Origin of the sequence: Heyndrickxia oleronia, from assembly GCF_017809215.1 — a bacterium.
Classification (GTDB): Bacteria; Bacillota; Bacilli; order Bacillales; family Bacillaceae_C; genus Heyndrickxia; species Heyndrickxia oleronia.
Genome location: NZ_CP065424.1, coordinates 1,986,074 through 2,006,323 on the forward strand (window position 1 = coordinate 1,986,074; position 20,250 = coordinate 2,006,323).

20 protein-coding genes and 1 pseudogene are annotated in these 20,250 nt (G+C 34.1%); 10 read left to right on the forward strand and 11 right to left on the reverse strand.

What is annotated here, in order from left to right:
* Positions 1-158 precede the first annotated feature (158 nt).
* Entirely contained in the window at positions 159-653 is a 495-nt protein-coding gene (locus I5818_RS09905) for a hypothetical protein (protein WP_078110044.1), read from the forward strand.
* Positions 654-976: 323 nt separating this feature from the next.
* On the opposite strand, the gene cyoE is transcribed toward I5818_RS09905, so the two are convergent.
* Positions 977-1,915, reverse strand: a complete 939-nt coding sequence (cyoE, locus tag I5818_RS09910) for a heme o synthase (RefSeq protein ID WP_078110043.1) — start codon at positions 1,913-1,915, stop codon at positions 977-979.
* Positions 1,916-2,938: 1,023 nt separating this feature from the next.
* On the opposite strand from cyoE, the gene I5818_RS09915 reads away from it, so the two are divergent.
* The 5 genes and pseudogenes from I5818_RS09915 (at position 2,939) to I5818_RS09935 (ending at position 8,423) form a co-directional block, all read left to right on the forward strand.
* Positions 2,939-3,781 carry an aldo/keto reductase gene (locus I5818_RS09915; RefSeq protein ID WP_078110042.1) on the forward strand — a complete coding sequence of 281 codons (843 nt, stop codon included), beginning with the start codon at positions 2,939-2,941 and terminating at the stop codon, positions 3,779-3,781.
* A 171-nt stretch (positions 3,782-3,952) separates the two neighbouring features.
* A pseudogene (locus I5818_RS09920) lies at positions 3,953-4,912 on the forward strand (LLM class oxidoreductase).
* 417 nt (positions 4,913-5,329) lie between these two features.
* Positions 5,330-6,124 carry an SDR family NAD(P)-dependent oxidoreductase gene (locus I5818_RS09925; protein ID WP_071976128.1) on the forward strand — a complete coding sequence of 265 codons (795 nt, stop codon included), beginning with the start codon at positions 5,330-5,332 and terminating at the stop codon, positions 6,122-6,124.
* 624 nt (positions 6,125-6,748) lie between these two features.
* A complete protein-coding gene (locus I5818_RS09930; protein WP_209391900.1) occupies positions 6,749-7,231 on the forward strand; it encodes a CBO0543 family protein in 483 nt (160 codons plus the stop codon).
* A gap of 679 nt (positions 7,232-7,910) precedes the next feature.
* Positions 7,911-8,423: an NADPH-dependent FMN reductase gene (locus tag I5818_RS09935; protein ID WP_276514099.1), complete on the forward strand. Its 513-nt coding sequence runs from the start codon at positions 7,911-7,913 to the stop codon at positions 8,421-8,423.
* 159 nt (positions 8,424-8,582) lie between these two features.
* On the opposite strand, the gene I5818_RS09940 is transcribed toward I5818_RS09935, so the two are convergent.
* The 7 genes from I5818_RS09940 to I5818_RS09965 all read right to left on the reverse strand — a co-directional run bounded on the left by I5818_RS09940 (position 8,583) and on the right by I5818_RS09965 (position 14,672).
* On the reverse strand, positions 8,583-8,780 hold the full coding sequence (locus tag I5818_RS09940) for a CDGSH iron-sulfur domain-containing protein (protein ID WP_058002281.1): 198 nt from the start codon (positions 8,778-8,780) through the stop codon (positions 8,583-8,585).
* Between the two features lie 192 nt (positions 8,781-8,972).
* Positions 8,973-10,388 carry a glycoside hydrolase family 18 protein gene (locus tag I5818_RS09945; protein WP_058002282.1) on the reverse strand — a complete coding sequence of 472 codons (1,416 nt, stop codon included), beginning with the start codon at positions 10,386-10,388 and terminating at the stop codon, positions 8,973-8,975.
* Between the two features lie 103 nt (positions 10,389-10,491).
* A complete protein-coding gene (locus I5818_RS09950) occupies positions 10,492-11,415 on the reverse strand; it encodes an alpha/beta hydrolase (RefSeq protein WP_058002283.1) in 924 nt (307 codons plus the stop codon).
* 87 nt (positions 11,416-11,502) lie between these two features.
* Complete coding sequence (locus I5818_RS26210; protein ID WP_257234099.1) at positions 11,503-11,634, reverse strand: hypothetical protein; 132 nt, start codon at positions 11,632-11,634, stop codon at positions 11,503-11,505.
* Between the two features lie 56 nt (positions 11,635-11,690).
* Positions 11,691-12,587 (reverse strand): hydroxymethylglutaryl-CoA lyase, encoded by an 897-nt coding sequence (locus I5818_RS09955; protein ID WP_071976125.1) that lies wholly within the window; start codon positions 12,585-12,587, stop codon positions 11,691-11,693.
* 250 nt (positions 12,588-12,837) lie between these two features.
* Complete coding sequence (locus tag I5818_RS09960) at positions 12,838-14,016, reverse strand: toxic anion resistance protein (protein WP_058002285.1); 1,179 nt, start codon at positions 14,014-14,016, stop codon at positions 12,838-12,840.
* A complete protein-coding gene (locus I5818_RS09965; protein WP_078110870.1) occupies positions 14,013-14,672 on the reverse strand; it encodes a 5-bromo-4-chloroindolyl phosphate hydrolysis family protein in 660 nt (219 codons plus the stop codon). Before I5818_RS09965 ends, I5818_RS09960 begins: the two co-directional genes overlap by 4 nt.
* Positions 14,673-14,918: 246 nt before the next feature.
* On the opposite strand from I5818_RS09965, the gene I5818_RS09970 reads away from it, so the two are divergent.
* From I5818_RS09970 to I5818_RS09985, 4 genes are all read left to right on the forward strand, one after another.
* Positions 14,919-16,106 (forward strand): acetyl-CoA C-acetyltransferase, encoded by a 1,188-nt coding sequence (locus I5818_RS09970; RefSeq protein WP_058002287.1) that lies wholly within the window; start codon positions 14,919-14,921, stop codon positions 16,104-16,106.
* 26 nt (positions 16,107-16,132) lie between these two features.
* Positions 16,133-16,822: a CoA transferase subunit A gene (locus I5818_RS09975; RefSeq protein ID WP_058002288.1), complete on the forward strand. Its 690-nt coding sequence runs from the start codon at positions 16,133-16,135 to the stop codon at positions 16,820-16,822.
* 25 nt (positions 16,823-16,847) lie between these two features.
* Positions 16,848-17,516, forward strand: a complete 669-nt coding sequence (locus I5818_RS09980) for a CoA transferase subunit B (protein ID WP_058002289.1) — start codon at positions 16,848-16,850, stop codon at positions 17,514-17,516.
* A gap of 147 nt (positions 17,517-17,663) precedes the next feature.
* Positions 17,664-17,912, forward strand: coding sequence for a YqkE family protein (locus tag I5818_RS09985; protein WP_058002290.1), 249 nt, complete (start codon positions 17,664-17,666; stop codon positions 17,910-17,912).
* Positions 17,913-18,193: 281 nt separating this feature from the next.
* On the opposite strand, the gene I5818_RS09990 is transcribed toward I5818_RS09985, so the two are convergent.
* The 3 genes from I5818_RS09990 to I5818_RS10000 form a co-directional block, all read right to left on the reverse strand.
* Complete coding sequence (locus I5818_RS09990; RefSeq protein ID WP_058002291.1) at positions 18,194-18,523, reverse strand: helix-turn-helix domain-containing protein; 330 nt, start codon at positions 18,521-18,523, stop codon at positions 18,194-18,196.
* Positions 18,524-18,720: 197 nt separating this feature from the next.
* Complete coding sequence (locus tag I5818_RS09995) at positions 18,721-18,855, reverse strand: anti-repressor SinI family protein (RefSeq protein ID WP_078110871.1); 135 nt, start codon at positions 18,853-18,855, stop codon at positions 18,721-18,723.
* 436 nt (positions 18,856-19,291) lie between these two features.
* On the reverse strand, positions 19,292-20,206 hold the full coding sequence (locus I5818_RS10000) for an aldo/keto reductase (protein ID WP_078110878.1): 915 nt from the start codon (positions 20,204-20,206) through the stop codon (positions 19,292-19,294).
* Between the last annotated feature and the right edge of the window lie 44 nt (positions 20,207-20,250).

Below are 20,250 nucleotides of genomic sequence, written 5' to 3' on the forward strand. Positions count from 1 at the left end.
AAGTTGCAAAGATCTGAAAAAATTCAAGCTTCTCCAGGGTTAGGAGTGGAAAAATTTAGAATGTTACATTTATTATAACATAATTTGAGGTTAATTATGAAACATTTAATCATTAAAAACGTCTAGTATTAATAATTGGTGAGTAGAAGGGAGTTAAAATGAAGAACATATTTTTCTTTACTCTAATATTTGCTTTATTAATTTTTTTGAACGCTTGTGTAAAACCCTCTGATCATAATATTTCAATTAAGGATTACTTGTTGTCAAGTGAACAAAGTTTACCTGAACAATTTAATAGAGGTGAAAACCATTTTTTGATGCAAATAGCTAGTACGAAAAATGAGAACAAAAAAATCTGGAAGGAATATAACAAAGATAAAAATATACCAGAAATCGATTTTGAAAAATATGACATATATTTTTTGGGGCTAACTGAAAGTGGGAGTTGCCCTACAAATATTAAAGAAATTAGAATTGATTCTTCAATAATGAATATTATGTTATCTACAAAGGATGGGGAATGTACCGCTGATGCAAAACCAAAAAACTTTGTTTTTAAATTGGATAAAAATATATCAAGTAAATTAACGAATATTGTCATTATTGATGGTAATGAAAAAATAACTTTAGATATGAAAGATATAAAACATTGAATAATCTTTAGAGAATTTAGAAAGTCAATAAACTAAGTGCAAAGCGCATAAACATGGATGTACTAAACAAGTTAATTGAACAGGTTTAAAATCCTAATGGCATCTTAAGCTTAATTTTGATGAGGATAATGAACTTTGCTCTTAAAGGAATGAATTATTGGACCTTAGATATCCGATGTGGTGGGGAAAAAGCAATACAATGAATGTCACATATGAATCAATCAGGAAAAATAGTTGGAATCGGTATTAGGGGAAAAAATTGCTTAGAATTGAAATAAAAAATAGGACCGATCCATGATAATCTGTGATCGGTCCATGATCTACTAAATATATGTCCGGATAATAGAGTAGACAATGATAATTGCAAATAAAATGGTTAAATGATTGAGTGAAAATATAAACATTGTTTTTGCCCATTTTTCAGGACCCATTTTTTTGTAGCTCATAATACTTAAAATAAACCATGCTACACTTAATACTAGCGCGACAATTGTAATGCTAAGACTGAAAGTAATAAATAGAAAGCTTGCTGCAATCAATGCAATTAAATATATATTTGTTTGCACGAAGGTACGTTTAAATCCTTTTACTACTGGTAGCATCGGTACATTCGCTGCTTTATAATCATCATGCTTTCGAATAGCAATCGCATAAAAATGTGGCATTTGCCAAAGGACCATGACTGCAAAAATTCCAAATAGTGCGGGATGCATCATATCAGAAGTAATGGCGGCCCATCCGATTAGCGGAGGCATCGCTCCTGAAATGCTTCCAATTTCTGTATTATAAATGGTTCTACGCTTTGACCACATAGTATATGGAATGACATAGAAAAATAAGCCTAGAAAACCAAAAAATGCTGCTAGTGGAGTTGTGAAAAATAGTGCAATGAGTCCAACTAGTGCCATGAAGATACCTAATAAGAGTGCAGTTTTTGGTTGAATCGCACCTGTTACAGTTGGGCGATTTTTAGTTCGATTCATAATCGAATCGATGTCACGATCATATAAATTATTAAAAACACCTGCTGCACCTATAACTAAAGCTGATCCAATGATTGCTAGTATAATTTCAGGTAGCTTTTCAAAGGGTCTAATATGGTTTGTATATAAAGCTAATGCTAATCCAGCAAGCATCGCCATTAGATTTGATTTAATTATGCCTGTTTTTACGGTTTCTGCCAAAACTTTTGACAAAGCCTGTTTTTGAATCGTTGAAGAGGAATGTTGAATACCTTTCTCGATTTTTACATCACTTCGCATGTTTACCCTCTTTCCTATATATCAGGTTAATCTATTCTCTAACTGTTCTTTACCAGTTTATCATAATTCAAGCATGAAAAGCATGTTCAGTTATGAACAATCTGCGAAGTATATGAAAGTGGGTTTCATTTCCTGTTAAATATTCATAAGCAGCATTATTAATGAACTTATGGAGGCATCTGTAGGGTCTTTTTTTGTTTCTTCTATAATAAGCCTATATAATTTCTCATAATCCTCTTTATTAACAGGGCAGAATTGCATGTACAATCATCCTATAGGTAAGCTTGGTTACTTAGTTTTAGTGAAAATTTTTCCTTGTTACCCCTTCCTGGAAATCTTCTTTCTAGACTTAGAAATTTGCAGAAGCTTTTTATATATAATTCTATTATTCCATTCTGTTTTCATTCACCTCTTTGTTAGGTTAACACTTTCTATGAGATGGAAGGCAAAAGTTGTTTAAATTAACTTGTTCGCATTTTACCATGTCAAATAAAAAAATAAACACTTCCATTTACCACCAGTAATTTCAAGTAAGCTTCAACCAAAATACGATCCTTTTAGTAGATAATTATTCTTTTGATTAATATTTATGGGCACCTAAAAGTACCTATGTTACTCTCGGGTTCTTATATAACTTTGAAGTGCGTACTTACTTTTATAAAACACATTGCTTATAATACTTCTTGCGAACACTTTCTACCAGACTTTTTGAAGTTCCTGTTCAAGGAAAATTTACATCATGACTAGAAAGGAACGTAGATGGAATGGCTCAGTTAACCATTGATGAATAGAATACATTTGATCAAGATACAAATGATAAGTGGGTCCACTAGCCTGCTCAATTAACATCTAATTTACTTAATTGGATTAAGATCTCATGGTTTTTCGTGATATGATTCCAGGAAATTGGGGACAAAGTGGTATAACGGGAGCAGATAGAGTAATTCCTACAAAAAGTCAGACAACTTAAAAGCGTAAGCATTCGAATAATAAATAATATCGAGAATATTGGAGGTAAAAGGAATGGTTAAAAATTTACAGGATACAACTACTTTGCATAACGGAGTAAAAATGCCTTGGTTTGGTATAGGAGTATTTAAAGTGGAAGAAGGACCTGAGTTGGTTCATGCGGTAAGAGCAGCCATTAAGAATGGCTATCGTAGTATTGATACAGCAGCTATCTATGGAAATGAAGAAGGCGTTGGACAAGGTATTCGTGAAGGAATTCAAGAAGCAGGAATCACCAGAGAAGATTTGTTCGTGACTTCTAAAGTTTGGAATGCTGACTTAGGATATGAATCTACTATTCAAGCCTATGAAATAAGCTTAAAAAAACTTGGGCTAGACTATCTTGATTTGTATCTTATCCATTGGCCAGTAGAAGGGAAATATAAAGAGGCTTGGAGAGCATTAGAGACTCTTTACAAAGCAGGAAAAATTAAAGCAATTGGGGTAAGTAATTTCCAAACACATCATCTTGAAGAATTGATGAAAGATGCGGAAATTAAACCGATGGTGAATCAAGTAGAGTATCATCCACGATTAACTCAAAAGAAAGTTCAAACGTTCTGTCAAGAACATGGTATTCAATTAGAAGCGTGGTCACCATTAATGCAAGGGCAATTATTAAATAATGAAGTTCTAGCTGAAATTGCAACTAAATATAACAAGTCCGTTGCTCAAGTCATCTTACGTTGGGACCTACAAAACGGTGTAGTAACTATTCCAAAATCAACAAAAGAGCATCGAATTATAGAAAATGCAAATGTATTTGACTTTGAGTTAACCAAAGAAGATATGGAACGTATTGATGATTTAAATCAAAATCATCGAGTAGGTCCAGATCCTGATAATTTTGATTTCTAATGAATCTTATTGTTTCACCTGTAAGCCCAAGTAAGTCACAGTATTTATATAAAGAAAGTCACCTTTAAAAGGTGACTTTCTTTATAAGGTAGAAGTCGTCATATGATGTCTCCCAAAAGAAGTGTTCTCTGAGTTATTATGGCATTTTGTTAAGAAAGAAGGATAAAAACTATGAGTATATTCTCTAAGCATGATGGATATAGTCGAATGTATAAGGAAGAGGAGTTGACCCTAGGACTCCATATACCATTAGAAAATTATCAATTTGATACTCCCACGATGGAAAAACAAGTGGAGCTATCTCAATTAGCCGAGTTTTACGGTTTTACTGGTTTATGGCTTCGAGATGTCATATTAGATGATCCATCGTTCGGTGCCCCAGCTACCGGACAAATATATGATATGTTAATTTATTTAACATATTTAGCAAGCCACACAAAAGAAATTACTCTGGGAACCGCAGCGGTTCTCCTTTCCCTACGCCATCCTTTACGCGTTGCAAAAGAAATTGCAACTATTGATCAACTGTTTCCAGAACGTCTAATTATGGGAGTATCTTCTGGGGATCGAAGAGCAGATTTCGATGGTTTAAACGTTAACCATGAAGAGCGGGGAAAATGATTCCTTGAATCATTTAATTATTTAAATCAAGTATTATATGAGGCGTATCCATCTATTGAGTCTTCTTTAGGATTAATTCAAGGAAGTAATTTAGTTCCTAAACCTAAAAAACGAATTCCAACAATGATTACTGGTTACGCTCAACAATCCATGGAATGGTTTGCAAAGAATGGTGATGGATGGATTTACTATCCTAGAAGTCCGCATTTTCAAGCAGAAGCAATAGAAAAATGGAGACAACTTGTTAAAGAATACCATCCTGGAGTTTTTAAACCATTTTCACAACCGATGCATTTGGATTTGTCTGAGGATCCAAATGAAATGCCTACGGCTATAAGATTGGGATTCAGGATAGGACGTAATAGATTAATAGAATTATTGAATATTTACAAAGAAATTGGTGTAAATCATCTTTTCTTTGCACTTTTTGATAGTAAAAGACCAGCTGATGAAGTAATACAGGAGCTAGGGGAAGAGGTTTTGCCTCATTTTCCTGCGATTAAGTTGTAATTCATGAAACTACTTGTTCATTGAATAATAGGGGAGTTAGCGACATTATCAGTAATGAACCTTTGGTGATGTGCTTGCAGGAAGGATTAACAAGATAGTGGTCCACCTGGCTTTTGATTGAAGGAGAGAAGTACATCAACTTCTCTCTTTTACCGTTGGTTAAATCCTAAAGTCTTACATCGATTTGTTTTGATTTCTTATGGGTCTATTGACGGTTTGGATTTTAACCACCTAATTCGTCAGGTCTCGAAAGATTTTGATCATCAATGAGATATACAACAATATAGTTGCACATGATAAAGCTACCTTTAATATAAGTAGATTTATCCCTTCAGTTTAAAATAAGGGAGAAAATCCATACTAACCATATTATTAAATATAATTAATCATTTAAAAAGCAATTAGGAGTGATTCAATTTGTTTCTGAATTTAAAAGGAAAAACTGCGCTCGTTACAGGGTCAACAGCCGGAATTGGTAAAGCAATTGCGATTTCATTAGTAAAAGAAGGGGTTAGTGTCATTATTAATGGACGTCGTGAAGAAAAGGTTATTCAAACAATTAAAGAAATTCAAGAACAGTTTCCTGAAGCTATCCTTCAGTCATTGGTTTCTGATTTAGGTACAGAACAAGGATGCCAAAAGGCTATAGAGGAATTTTCAGAAGTAGATATCCTCATTAATAACCTAGGAATCTTTGAACCCAAAGAATATTTTACTATCTCTGACGAAGAGTGGTTTAAAATGTTTGAGGTCAATATTATGAGTGGTGTTCGGCTTACTCGATGGTACCTAAATCAAATGATCCCAAAAAAGGAAGGAAGAGTTATATTTATTGCTAGCGAAGCTGCCATAATGCCATCTCAAGAAATGGCTCATTATAGCGCAACTAAGACGATGCAGCTCTCGCTTTCACGAAGTTTAGCTGAGCTGACTAAAGGAACAAATGTAACAGTCAATACTATTATGCCAGGTTCAACTTTAACAGAAGGAGTAGAAACAATGCTAAATACCCTTTATCCTAATGAGAAATTGACCATGGAAGAAGCTGAAAGACGGTTTATGAAAGAAAATCGGCCAACCTCTATCATTCAGAGGCTTATTCGACCAGAAGAAATTGCACATTTTGTTACGTTTTTAAGTAGTCCTCTTTCTTCAGCTATTAATGGATCTGCTTTGAGAATCGACGGCGGATTAGTACGTAGTGTGTTCTAATGACAACAGCGTTACCAGTTTTCAAGATGTCTTAGTTAACAATAAAAATTGAGTGGTTACAAGAGGATTGAGTTTGGAATTGACTTATAATCTTCAAGCATTTATTTTACATAAGAGAGAATCCAGATTATATAATAGAATTTTATCCTCTTGTACGATTAAAGGACATGATAGGATCCAATGGTATATCATGTAGATATAAATAAGTGATTAAATTTATCCAACAAATATAGGTTATTTTTATTGCATTTATATTGCATTAATCCAAGGAGGATTAATGCTTTTTTGGTTGTAGTTTGTTCTTGAGCTAATAAAGGGGAAGAAGAGTTGAAGAGCAAGATTTTCCCTAAAAGGTGCTTTTTAGGTGCTGTCTACATAAGAATTACTGTAGGAAAAATAATTCATTGAACTCTCATTTCAGCGTTTTAGGAATGTAGAAATATAATGTAAATTCGCACTCTATTATTCATCATACAGAAAAAGTAATGCTAGAATACTGTAAATGTTTTCAGGCAAAAATAATATGGATGATAACGTCTAACCTATATTTCATTTTTACAATTATTTAAAGCAGATACAAATTATTTAGGAAATTGTAAATAAATCCTTGAAAGGATGTTTTTAATGGAAAAAAGATTACTACATCTACTATTTACTCTATGCATGCTGTGCCTACCATTTTTATTTAGAGGATCAAAAATGAGAGAAAATCTTGTTATTTTTTTCTCAAAAGGAGTTCTCGCAACCCTTATAGATGCTTATGTTGTAGGTACGAAAAGGATAGAGTATCCTGTTCGCCCTTTTCCAAATATTTTTAAAACCAATATAGTTTATGACATATTGTTTTTCCCGCTTTTAAGTGTAATCTGGGTTAAATTGTCATATAATGATAATTTTTGGAAAATACTTTTGAAAAGTCTACTTTTTAGTGTCCCTATGAGTTTAGGTCAATGGTATTTACAAAAATATTCAAAATTATTTAAATGGAAAAAATGGTCACTGCTTCATACATTCGGAAGTGTAAGTTTTACTTTATTTACGATTAGAGGTCTTGTCGGATTAATTAAGATCTTAGATAAATTTAAGCATAATCAAAATGTAACCTAATAATTCTGCATTGTTCCTACTTAGGGATATTTTTTAACCATAAATATCTGTTTCTACTAACCGCTAATACCTTTATTAAATGTAAAAGTTGACAATAGAGAAGCAATAATCTATACGAAAACAATCTTTTAGAAAAACCCAACAAACTGTAATGAATGATTTTAGTTATGAATTAGTTTGTTGGGTTATTGTTGAATGAAAAATTAAACTACTTTATTGAAAAAGCTGCTTAATAACTTATAAAAATTAGTTTATATTCAAAGGTAAAGCCGATAATTTTTTTTGATATTGTTAATTTATTAGAATCAATATTTTTATTATATATCTTAAAATAGAGATTTTCGCGAATGTAATTAAATGAACTAGTTGTTCATATAAAAGTATAAGATTGCATAATGTAAGAAATTAAGTTTAGAAAATATATGAAGCACATATTAGAAAAAAGATGGAGCTTGATGAAGTAATGGAAGAAGGATTTGTGGGTCTTTTAAAAGTCATATAAAACTTTATAAAAGATTGAGCAACGAAATTAAACGATTGCTTAACTGTTTGAAGAATGATTAGCAATCATTTAAGAGATAATAAAAAGGAAATCTATGTTATTATGTCCAATAAAAAAACAGAGAGGAAAATGGATAATGACTAAAGTTGGTATTTTGGTTGGTAGTCTTCGGAAAGAATCTTTTTCAAAAAACTTGCAGCAAATGTTGCAAGTTTATTCCCAAATGGATATGAAACAGAATTTGTTGAAATAGGAGATTTGGCATTATATAATCAGGATTTTGATGATGAAAACAATGCTCCGCCGGAGTATACGACCTTTCGTAACAAGATGAAGGAAATGGAAGCCGTATTATTTGTAACTCCTGAATATAACCGTTCAATACCTGCTGTATTAAAAAATGCATTAGATGTGGGTTCTCGTCCTTATGGAGCAAGTGTATGGAATAACAAACCAGCAGCAATTATCAGTCAATCTCCAGGTAAATTGAGTGGTTTTGGTGCTAATCATCATTTACGTCAACCTTTAGTATTCTTAAATATGCCAATACTTCAGCAACCTGAGGCCTATATTGGAAATGTCGCTGATATATTGGATGAAGATGGTAAGATAAAAGATGAAGGAACTGTTAAATTCCTACAATCCTTCGTTGATGCGTTTGTTGATTTAATTAAGAAACATCAAGAATAAATAATACATGTGGATGTATATTGTAATTGAGCATTATCTCCGACCATTTGTTTTTTATACAAAGGAGATTAATAAAAATGAAGGTGAATATTGAAGAATCAAAAAAAGAATCACGAATAATTCGTAGGAATGACTTCGGATTCTTTTTTTAGTAAATATTTATTTTGCACGAACAACAGATTCAAAATGCCCTTTATGGGAACCATCACAAAAAGGCTTCTTCATAGATAATCCACAGCGGCATAATGAAAACGACGGCTTAGTTTCAAACACATTTCCTTCTGCGTCAATTAGTTCCACATCCCCCGTTATGCGGTAGGATCCATTATCATTTACTTTAATTTGTACTTTAGACATTAACAACATCCTTTCTATAATTAACACTCTATTATGATGGTATAAGGAAAAAGTAGAAAAAGCAACTAGGTAAGATGGATATTATTTCTAATGTAATTTATCTTAAGGTTTTTTAACTACTTTTGGATGATTGTAAGAGAAAATAATGATTGACAAAACTGATTCCGATGTTATGAAAATGCAGGAAAAACATTAAATAAGTTTGCGTGCATTGAAATTATTTTGTTGTACGAGCCAGTTTTGTGGGAACGGGATGCCAAGCACCCAGTAGCTAATCCCCCGAAGTCGATAATTTTTTACAACGTCAAACTTTGCTTGAGCACTACGTGCATCTTCAAACCATACTTCATGCTGTTGACCATTTTCATCAGTATATCGGAAAAATGGGGATTGATAGGTCGTATTATATTGAATACTGGCACCATACTTACTTGCTAAGCTCAGAGCTTGCTGGGAGCTAACTGTTTTTGCAATGGTTCCTTCCTTCCAGGGGATCTTCCAATCACGACCATAGAGTGGGGCTCCCATCATAATTTTTTGACGAGGAATAACTGTAACAGCATAGTCTAGTACTCGCTTCACCTCGTTAATCGGTGCAATTGCCCAAGGTTTTCCACCAGCCCATCCCCATTCATAGGTCATCAAAACAATAAAATCAACAATTTCTCCTTGTGCAGCATAATCATGTGCTTCATATAATATCCCTTTTTGATCAGTAGATATTTTGGGGGCGAGTGCGGTAGAAACCAAAAATCCTTCAGGGTGCAGTTTTGTAACAACCTGTCTGAGAAAATCATTATAGTTCTCACGATCTTCTGGATACACATATTCAAAATCAAAATTCACCCCTGAATAGCCCTTTTCACGCATTATAGACAGCAATTGATCAATCACTGTATTTTGAAGCGAGGGATTTCTTAAAATAGTTGCTGCAAGATCAGAATTAAATTCGCTATTTGTAAAATTTGTAACAACCATTAGTGGAGCAACCTGTTCCACACGGGCAGCATCCAAAACGGCTGATTCAGTTAAGTCAGTGAGGCTGCCATCTTCCTTTATTGAATACGTAAAAGGAGATATATACGTTAAGTATCTACCTAATTGCGTTACTTCACGAGCTCCACTTTCACCAAGTGAGGTAATATAAGCATTTACTTCTTTTATAGGAAGGGAGGTTTCTGGGATTCGTAAAACCTGCCCAACATAAAGATTCGCAGGATTTAAAACACGATTGATTTGGATAAGAGAAGTGATACTGATACCATAACGTTGAGCAATTGACCATAGGGTTTCACCTGAACGTACGGTATGGTACTGAATGGGAATAATTAATATTTGACCTACCATTATATCGGTTGGATTGGAAATCTGATTTATATCAGCTATAGCTTGAACGGTCGTTCCAAATCGCTGGGCAATAGACCAAAGATTGTCCCCAGGTTGAATAACGTATTCATGTCCTGAAGCAGGAATAACAAGTGCTTGCCCAATGACTAATACATTGGGATTGGGCAATTGATTGGCCGTAGCGATTTGATTTATATTGACCCCATATCTCTGAGAAATCACACGAAGATTTTCTCCTTTTTGTACTACATGAATGTTCATTTCAATCTCTCCCTATTTTTTTCCTTAATATTTACTGTATTCATAGACAGGTGCGGATGTTTAGAAAAAATAAAAATAGGAAGAGAAAATCTTAACAATCCTTTTAACTACATGCTTCATTAACATATTTCGTTAAGAATTCGTCAATGGTTTGATCGTATTCCTCCCGATTTTCATTAAAGGATTGTGCATGTGCTCCATTGCTTGCCATAAAAAGCATTTTAGCTCCTTTTTTCTGTTTAAATAATTCTTTCGTCATTTCTGGAAGTATATAATCATCTTTTTCACTATGTACAAATAAAATGGGCTTCTGTATATTTTTTATAACCTGTATAGGTGAAACATTTTTTAACGAATACCCATCGCGCAATCGAATAAACAAATTTGCCAAGGGAAGAAACCATTTTCCTGGAAGCTTAATCTCATTAGAGATTTGATACGCTAATAATTCACGAAAATCTGAGAATGGGCAATCAACAATATAAAAATTGGCGCGATCTTCTAGCATCCCTGCGTATAAAAGGGTAGTCGCAGCACCCATAGATTCGCCATGAATACCAAATACGATATCCTCTCCTTCAATGGAAAGAAGGGCATCAACTACAGCTTTTAAATCATGTTTTTCATAATAACCATAACTCGTAGTTTTTCCGCCTGTTTCTCCATGTCTTCTATGATCATAAATGACAGCATTGAAGCCTTTTTCCAAAAATAAATTCATATATTTAATGGAATTTACTTTATTTTCAGTAACCCCGTGGCAAAAAATCATATATTTTTTGACTTGGGGGAAGGGCCGGATAAATAAAGCTTTAATTTGGTAGCCGAAAGGGGAAGGAATCATAACCTCTTCTTTCGGTAGGGCATCAAAAGAAACAGGGTCGACCCGTTTAGCATGAACTTCACGATCGTATACATACTTTTCATCTTTTTTTGTTATATGCATAATACGTTCGGAAAGATAGAGACCCAATCCAGTTGTAGCTAATAATGTGGCACCACCGAAAATGGACAATCCTTTTTTCATAGTGAGTTCCTCCGATGTTTATATTTTTCCTATATTTTACCATATATAAAAAGAAACTGACTAACAAAGTCAGTTTCAACTAGCAAGTTATTGTTTGGAATTTTGTCTTTTAGTCGGGTGAATGGCCTGCTCTAATTCTTCAGCAGCAATCATATTTTTTGTTGTATCACCTGTTGGTTTCCCTTTTTGACTATAGCCCTTTTCACGTTGTTTAGTCATTTGACAATCCTCCTTATTTGCAACGATACCCTTAAAATGAGCAAAAGAGGAGAAAACTATACTGATTTCTTAGCTAGTTGATAATAACCACTTTCGATTGGTCGAGCAATCATAGGTGCGATCACATCAATGGCATTTACGAGTTTATCTAATTCAATTCCTGTTTGAATGCCAATTCTTTCAAGCATATAAACAACATCCTCAGTTGCAACATTTCCAGTTGCTCCAGGTGCAAAAGGGCAGCCCCCAAGTCCTCCAGCAGAAGTATCGAAACGATCAATGCCAGCCTGCAGAGCTGCAAAGATATTTGCTAAAGCCATTTTCCTCGTATCATGGAAATGAGCAGTTAAAAGAGTAGCTTGCAGATTTTCTTTTAATTTTGAGAACAGTGCAAAGGATTCTGTTGGTACAGCCATGCCAATCGTGTCAGCTACACTAAGCTCATCGACACCAGCAGTGACAAATTCTTGACATAATTTAATAGTGGCTTCTTCCGAAACTTTTCCTTCAAAGGGACAGTAAAAAGCGGTGGAAATACAGGCTCGAACAAAAATATTCTTTTTCTTTAATTCTGCAATAATAGGTTTTAGTTCTTCCATGCTTTCCATCGTCGTTTTATTAATATTTTTCTTATTAAAGCTATTGCTAACCCCAACAAATACTGCTACTGCATCACAACCAAGTTCAAGTGCACGATCAACCCCTTTTCGATTGGGGGTTAAAACCAATTTCCTTCGAATATTGAAATTTGAAGATACGATAGTAGCCGCATCCTGCATTTGCGGAACCCATTTCGGAGATACAAACGAGGTGATCTCCATTTCTTGTATTCCAGCATCAGATAAATTGTGAATAAATTGTTCTTTTACTTCGGTAGGTACAAAATTCTTTTCATTTTGAAGTCCATCGCGAGGACCAACCTCAATAATTGTTACTTCTTTAGGTAATAACATGAAATCTCCCTCCCAATTTCATTTTAGAGGGAAATAAAAGAATTGCAAGAATAATTAAAAACAAAGCCCTGAATGAGAGCTTTGTTTTTAAAGTAGGCTATTCTATCACACATGTACTATTTAACTAACTAATAATTTAGTATTGAAGCCTTTTAACCTCTTCATTTCAATTAGAAAAGGGCTGGAAAATTCATTCGAATCGCTAAATTTCTTTATTATTAGCATTAACATTTACGAAAACCGCACAATATCACGATTTTAAATTAAGCAGTTTTTGTTTTAGTTCATTTTCCATGGTCATAAGTTCTTGTTCCGCCTGGTAACGTTTAGCACGACCTTCCTGCTGAATACGTAGAGTTTCTTCTAGTGTGGAAACAAGATTTTCCTGTGTTTTCTTAAGTGTTTCGATATCTACTAAACCACGTTCATTTTCTCTTGCCGTTTCAAGCGTATTTTGCTTAAGCATCTCAGCATTTTTTAGAAGTAAATCATTCGTAGTTTTCGATACCTGTTTTTGTGCCTCCACTGCACTTCGTTGACGAATCAAGGTTAATGCAATCGCAATTTGATTTTTCCATAAAGGAATTGCGGTCATGATTGATGATTGAATTTTTTCAGCAAGTGCTTGGTTCGTATTTTGAATCAAGCGAATTTGAGGTGCGCTCTGAATTGTAATTTGTCTGCTTAATTTTAAGTCATGAAGTCGCTTTTCCAATCGATCTGCAAATTGGATCATATCGTTGACGTCTTGAACAGCCATTTGATCTCCAGTGGCAGCTGCTTTATTTTTTAATTCTGGTATTGTTTTTGTTTGTAATTCCTCAAGCTTGATTTCACCAGCTGCAATATAAATATTCAACGCATGGAAATAATCCTTATTTTTTTCATATAATTGTTCAAGCATTTGAACATCAGCAAGAAGAGTTTTTTTCGAATGATCAAGTTTTACACTAATTCGATCAATTTGGGCACCAGTCTTTTGATATTTTGATAGTACCTCTTGAATAGAATTTGAAATCTTACCGAACATGCGAGAGAATAACCCTTTTTTCTCAGGTGTTAATTCGTCAGGATTTACATCATGTAATTTTTTCATTAAATCACTAAGAATATCGCCAATCTCACCAATATCTTTCTTTTGTACATGATCAAGCATGGAATGAGAGAAATTTAAAAGCTTGGATTGAGCTTGAGTTCCATATAAAATAATGGATTGATGATTTTTAGGATCAATTTGCTCAGCTAATTGAATAGCCTTTTGTCGGTTTTCCTCGGGAATAACATCAATTAATCGGGTTGGTTTTTCAGTTTCTGCTTGTAACGGTGTATCATTAATAATCAGTTCTTTATCACCAAAAGGGTTAGATAAAAGATCATCCATCCCGTCACTTATATCTTCTTGCCATAATGTTTCTTTTGTTTCACTCATTTAGTAGATCTCCTTTCATCATCTTTCGTCAATGGATTTTTTAATGTTTTTAATGAGCGTTTTGCTACATCTAATTCAAATTCCAGATGTTCAATATCATTGGAAAGAACCTCATATAAATCTTTCTCGATCGATCTTTTTAAATCCTTTAATGTATCATGAGTTTCGTTTAATGAATAATATAATTTATCATTTTTAGCAGGTTGAGACGCTAAAAAGGAATATTTTTCAGATAACTCAACTACAGAATCAAGATGATAGAAATAAAACTTTTCCGCTTTGAAAAAACGCTGTGGTTCTTTTTTTATAATCGACTGGATGCGTTTGACCAAACGAATAATTTCAAACATTTGTTTAAAAGAACCGATACTTCGAATACTGAAAAATACCTTTTGTAGTCGTGAGATTTTCTGTTGAGCCTCTTTTAGATTTTTTATTATATATGCATACTCTTTCCTAGTTAATTGATGCCTCTTTAAGAAAACATGGTCTGTATACCATTTAGTGGCTACGTAAGTAATCACTCCTCCACCTAATGCAAACAATGCGGAGAACCAAAAAGTTTGGTTAAATGCGAAATTGCTTACTAGCCAAATAATAGTCATCGTAGGAAGAGTTACAAAAAATCGTAACATGAATGCTAAAAAGGGGTGCATAACTATCGACTCCTGTCTAAAGAACTAATACATCATTATATACGGTTATCGTAAAAAAAAGTTTCATTGCATATTATTATAAAGGAGTATGAGGTTGAAATAAATACATCTTGAGAAGTAGTCAACCATACTCCTGCGGAAGCAGTAGAAAAGAATTGCGAAAATTAAAGGAATTTCTTATTTTTTAGCGAAAAATAAAATGTAGAATGCTTTTAAAGTACTATGTTCAGCAGGGGAGGAGAAAACATGGAAAAGCAAGAAGTTGTCATTGTAAGTGCTGTACGTACAGCGATAGGTAGCTTTAATGGTACATTAAAAAATACATCAGCTACTGAGTTGGGTGCAATTGTTATTAAAAGTGCACTTGAAAAGGCGGGGGTAAGTGGTGATCAGGTAGATGAAATCATTATGGGGAATGTACTTCAAGCAGGACTTGGCCAGAATCCGGCACGTCAAGCTGCCATTAAAGCTGGAGTTCCTGAAAGCGTTTCCTCTATGACGATTAATAAGGTTTGTGGTTCAGGATTAAAAGCGGTTCACTTGGCTACCCAGGCAATAGTGGCAGGGGATGCAGACATTATTGTCGCTGGTGGCATGGAAAATATGAGCAGAGCTCCATATCTATTGAATCAGGCGAGGGATGGGTTTAAAATGGGCGATCAAAAGCTCGTAGACAGTATGATTCAGGATGGTTTATGGTGCGCTTTTAATGATTATCATATGGGAATTACCGCGGAAAATCTTTGTGATAAATATCAAATTACACGGCAAGAACAGGATCAATTTTCAAGTGACAGTCAAGCAAAGGCAGTAAAGGCAATCGAGACAGGTAAATTTCAGGAGGAAATTATTCCGATTGAAATTCCACAAAGAAGAGGCGAACCAATCGTATTCGATACGGATGAATATCCGAAAAAAGGAACGACACCAGAAAAATTAGCAGGATTACGACCAGCCTTTAAAAAGAACGGTTCTGTAACAGCAGGTAATGCTTCAGGAATTAATGATGGGGCAGCTGCCGTTGTTGTCATGTCACGGAAAAAATGTGAAGAACTTGGTATTAAGCCGCTTGTAACAATTAAAGCCAATGCAAGTGCAGGGGTTGATCCGAGCATTATGGGGATTGGACCAGTAGCTGCAGTAAATAAAGCATTGAAAAAGGCTAACCTTTCTTTAGAGGAAATTCATTTGATTGAGGCGAATGAGGCTTTTGCCGCTCAGAGCCTTGCCGTTGATCGCGAACTACATTTTAATAAAGATATATTAAATGTGAATGGTGGTGCGATAGCACTTGGTCATCCAATTGGAGCAAGTGGAACTAGAATTTTTGTAACGCTAATCCATGAAATGTTAAAAAGACAAGCGAAAACAGGTTTAGCCACTTTATGCATCGGTGGTGGACAGGGTGTTGCAACAATTGTTGAATTAGCATAATGCAAGAATAGAAGGGAGATAGAGCAATGAAACAAGTTTATACATCCTTTCATGAGGCAGTTGCTGATATACATGATGGGGCTACTCTAATGGTTGGTGGTTTCGGCCTTTGTGGGATACCGGAAAATTTAATTCAAGCGTTAGTTGAAAAAGGGGTAAAAAATTTAACCGTTATCTCAAACAATTGTGGAATTGATGATTGGGGACTTGGGCCTCTATTACAGAACAAACAAATTCAAAAAATGATTGGATCCTATGTAGGGGAAAATAAAGAGTTTGAAAGACAAGTATTATCAGGAGAACTAGAAGTGGAATTAACACCACAAGGAACACTAGCTGAAAAGATTCGTGCAGGTGGGGCAGGAATTCCTGCTTTTTATACACCAGCAGGAGTCGGAACGCCAATCGCTGACGGAAAAGAAATCCGTAATTTTAATGGGAAGGAATATGTGTTGGAGGAAGCGCTAATTGCAGACTTTAGTTTAATACGAGCCTGGAAAGGGGATAAAATGGGGAATTTAGTCTATAACAAAACGGCCCGTAATTTTAACCCAATGATTGCAGCAGCTGGAAAAGTAACCATTGCTGAAGTAGAGGAGCTCTATGAAATTGGCGATATAGATCCTAATTTTATCCATACACCAAGTATATATGTCCAAAGAATTATTCAAGGAAAACAAGAAAAGAGAATCGAGAGAAGAACCATCAGTCATTAATACATAGTGAAAGGAGAAATGTAGAATGGCACTAGATAAGTTCACAATACGAGAAAAAATTGCTCGCAGAGCGGAAAAGGAGATTGAAGACGGAGATTATGTTAATCTTGGTATTGGAATGCCTACATTAGTAGCTAACTATATTGCCGATAATAAACAGGTAGTTTTACAGTCTGAAAATGGTTTATTAGGAATTGGTCCATATCCATCAGAGGAAAATATTGATGCCGACTTAATTAATGCCGGTAAAGAAACCGTTACTGCCATTCCAGGCGCTGCATATTTTGATAGTGCAGAATCCTTTGCAATGATACGTGGGGGACATATTAATGTAGCAATATTAGGTGGCATGGAAGTGTCAGAAGCTGGTGACTTGGCTAATTGGATGATTCCAGGAAAAATGATTAAAGGGATGGGTGGAGCAATGGATCTTGTCCACGGTGCCCAAAAAATAATCGTCATTATGGATCATGTAAATAAAAAGGGCGAACCAAAAATACTTAAACAATGCAGCTTGCCTTTAACTGGTAAGGGTGTAGTGAATCGGATAATAACTGATCAAGCTGTCATCGATGTAACTACCGATGGTTTAATTTTAAAGGAAGTAGCAAAAGGATATTCAATTGAAGAAATTCTTTCATCAACTGAACCGGATCTATTAGTTGCAAAAGATGTCAAACTAGAAGCCTATTAGTATTTATAGTAAAATAAGGGGGAATGAATGCATTCCCTTTTTCTTATTAAGCTTTCATGAGAAGAACTACAGGTTCAATCCTGAATTTTGGAAATAATAATCTATGCAAAAAGAGCCTACTATTAATGAATTTAAAGGAGTCATCCCATGGCAAGATCGAAACAAACACAAAGAAAAAATAAACAAACCGATGATAAATTAACATTGCAAGATACGTTAAATCAAGATATCCTTTTAAAGCTGAAGCATACACAGCAGCAACTGAAACAGGATGAAGAGTCGAAGAAAAAATTAGAAGAAGAGAGAAAAAGGGAAGAGAGAAGACAAAAAGAAAAAAACAAGTCATTTGAAGAATTATTAAACGAAAACCCGATGGACTGGAAAAAATATAAATAAGTGCTTCCCATAAATAATATTACTCTTTTGAAATAGTCTTACCGGTAATTTTAGGTTAACGCCTGAAGCCTTTATTTAGTGTAAAAGCTGCTATTAGTGCTTTTACACAAGAAGCTCGAAAAATAGCCCATAAATCAAACCATCAATTAAAAAAAGTGCGTGTCGATATTAGCGCGGCCAAAGTATGGCTGATTTGACTTTGTAGCCTGTAATTATTGTCAAGTCTCCTTTCATAATGAATAAAAAAGAGTTTACGATGAAGAAATCATCATAAACTCTTATTATTTATTATTTATTTTCCACTTATTGAACTCTAGAAATTCTTTAAATTCCTCTTTTGAAACTCCTGAATTCATTGCTTCTCTAACTAATGATTCCCATTCTGAATCGAGTTCGGTAGTATTCGTTTCATCTATTTGATCATGCAATAGCAAGTTAACGGAAATCCCTAAAACTGCTGCAATTTTTTCGAGAAATTGAACAGATGGATTGGATTGTAAATTTCGCTCAATGGAGCTCAAATATGATTTTGCTATTCCAGCTCTTTCTGCTAGTTCAGATAAAGATAATTGTTTTTGTAAGCGAAATTTTTTAATACGTTGTCCAATCATACTTTATGTCACCTTCCTTCGTGTTATTATAACATATACAGAAGGAATTGTTTCGCATTAAATGAAAAATAATTAATAAGTCAAAAAACTAATCTGAGTGAAATATTAGTAATGGTAAAAAATCTAATGGAGTGAAAAAATATACTAAACAATCATGTGAAATTTAACTTAAATACTTTGAAGGTGTGGTAAATCTTTTAAGAAGAGTAACGCTTTTTCGAAAAATAATCTTTTATCTCCTCAACACTCATTCCCAAATCAAAAGCATCAAGAATGAGATCAATCCATTCAGGATCTAATGATTCTTTCTTTACAATAAATTGTTTTTCCATCTCCCTTTTCCCCCTAGAAAACTATTAAGTTTGCAATTTCCTATCCCATGAAGAAATTTTAAGCTTGTGCAAACCTTTTTTACTATTACTATTTCTCTATCTTTATGAAAAGTATAAAGGAATTAGGCATAATTAACTCGTAAAATTTGTCGATAACTATAGCTGAAAAAAAAGGGGAAAATCCCTGGAGCAATGAACAAAAAAAAGAATGTATTATCCAATTATGTAGAAAATTAGAATATTTAGAAAAAACAATCAAAGGATTACTTGTGAACCTTGTAATATTTATCGAAACGATTTGGGGATTTTGTTTAAAAAAAACGAAAGATGGTGAAAAGTTTTCTGTAAGCTCTTTTCTCAGCGAAATGAAAGGTGTAGCAGCTTTCATTAGACCGTATTTCATTAAAACTGTGAGAAAAGAGCATATAAAAAACTATTAGCGGTGATCAGAATAGCTTGTTTGTTTACTGAGCTCTTGTAATAACAAATATTCTTCCATAGTTAATGGATTTCCTTGTAATACATGAGCATTTTCTTTAATTTGGTGAATGGAACTAGCACCAGTGATAACTGCTGCAACAGTTTCATTATTTAAATTATATTTCAATGCTAACTCTGTCATGCTTCGGTTTTTTTTCACTAATTTCGATTCAATGCCTTTAACTAGCTCAACCAATTCTTTATTCGTGTAACTTAAATACCCTTGTTGCGGGATCTTAGTGAGAGCTTTTTCACTTAATATACCTTTTGCTAAAGCACCTCTAGTAACAACGCTAATGTTGTTTTCTTTTAAAAGAGATAAAACAGTTTCCTCAGGTCGTCGATCTAATAAACTATATTGCATCATGACACTAATAATATTAGATTTTTGAACATATTCGCGTATAACATTGGGTCTAATGGAGGATAGTCCGTAATAACGGATTAAGCCTTCCTTTTTTAAGTCTTCAAATGCTTCAATGGTTTCATCAATATTGTCCTCAATTGTTCCACCATGTAATTGGTATAAATCAATATAGTCTGTTTGAAGCCTTTGAAGACTAGCTTTGACAGCCTCTTTTATGTAGGATTTAGATGGATCCCAAGTCCAGCCAGTTTGATCTTTATTCCAACGATTTCCTACTTTTGTTGCTATGATGACTTGATCCCGTACGGATTTTAATGATTTCCCTACAATTTCTTCATTTACACCAAAATCATATAAATCGGCTGTATCGAAATAATTGATACCAACATCAAGTGCTGCTTTAATAATGTCCTTTGCCTTGTTTTCATCAGTACCTAATGACATACAACCAAGTCCTAGCTTAGATATGAATAGATTGGAAGCTCCCAATTGTTGTTTTTCCATAAGAATAAGTCCTTTCAAATTAACTTTTTCCCTTATTCTATCGA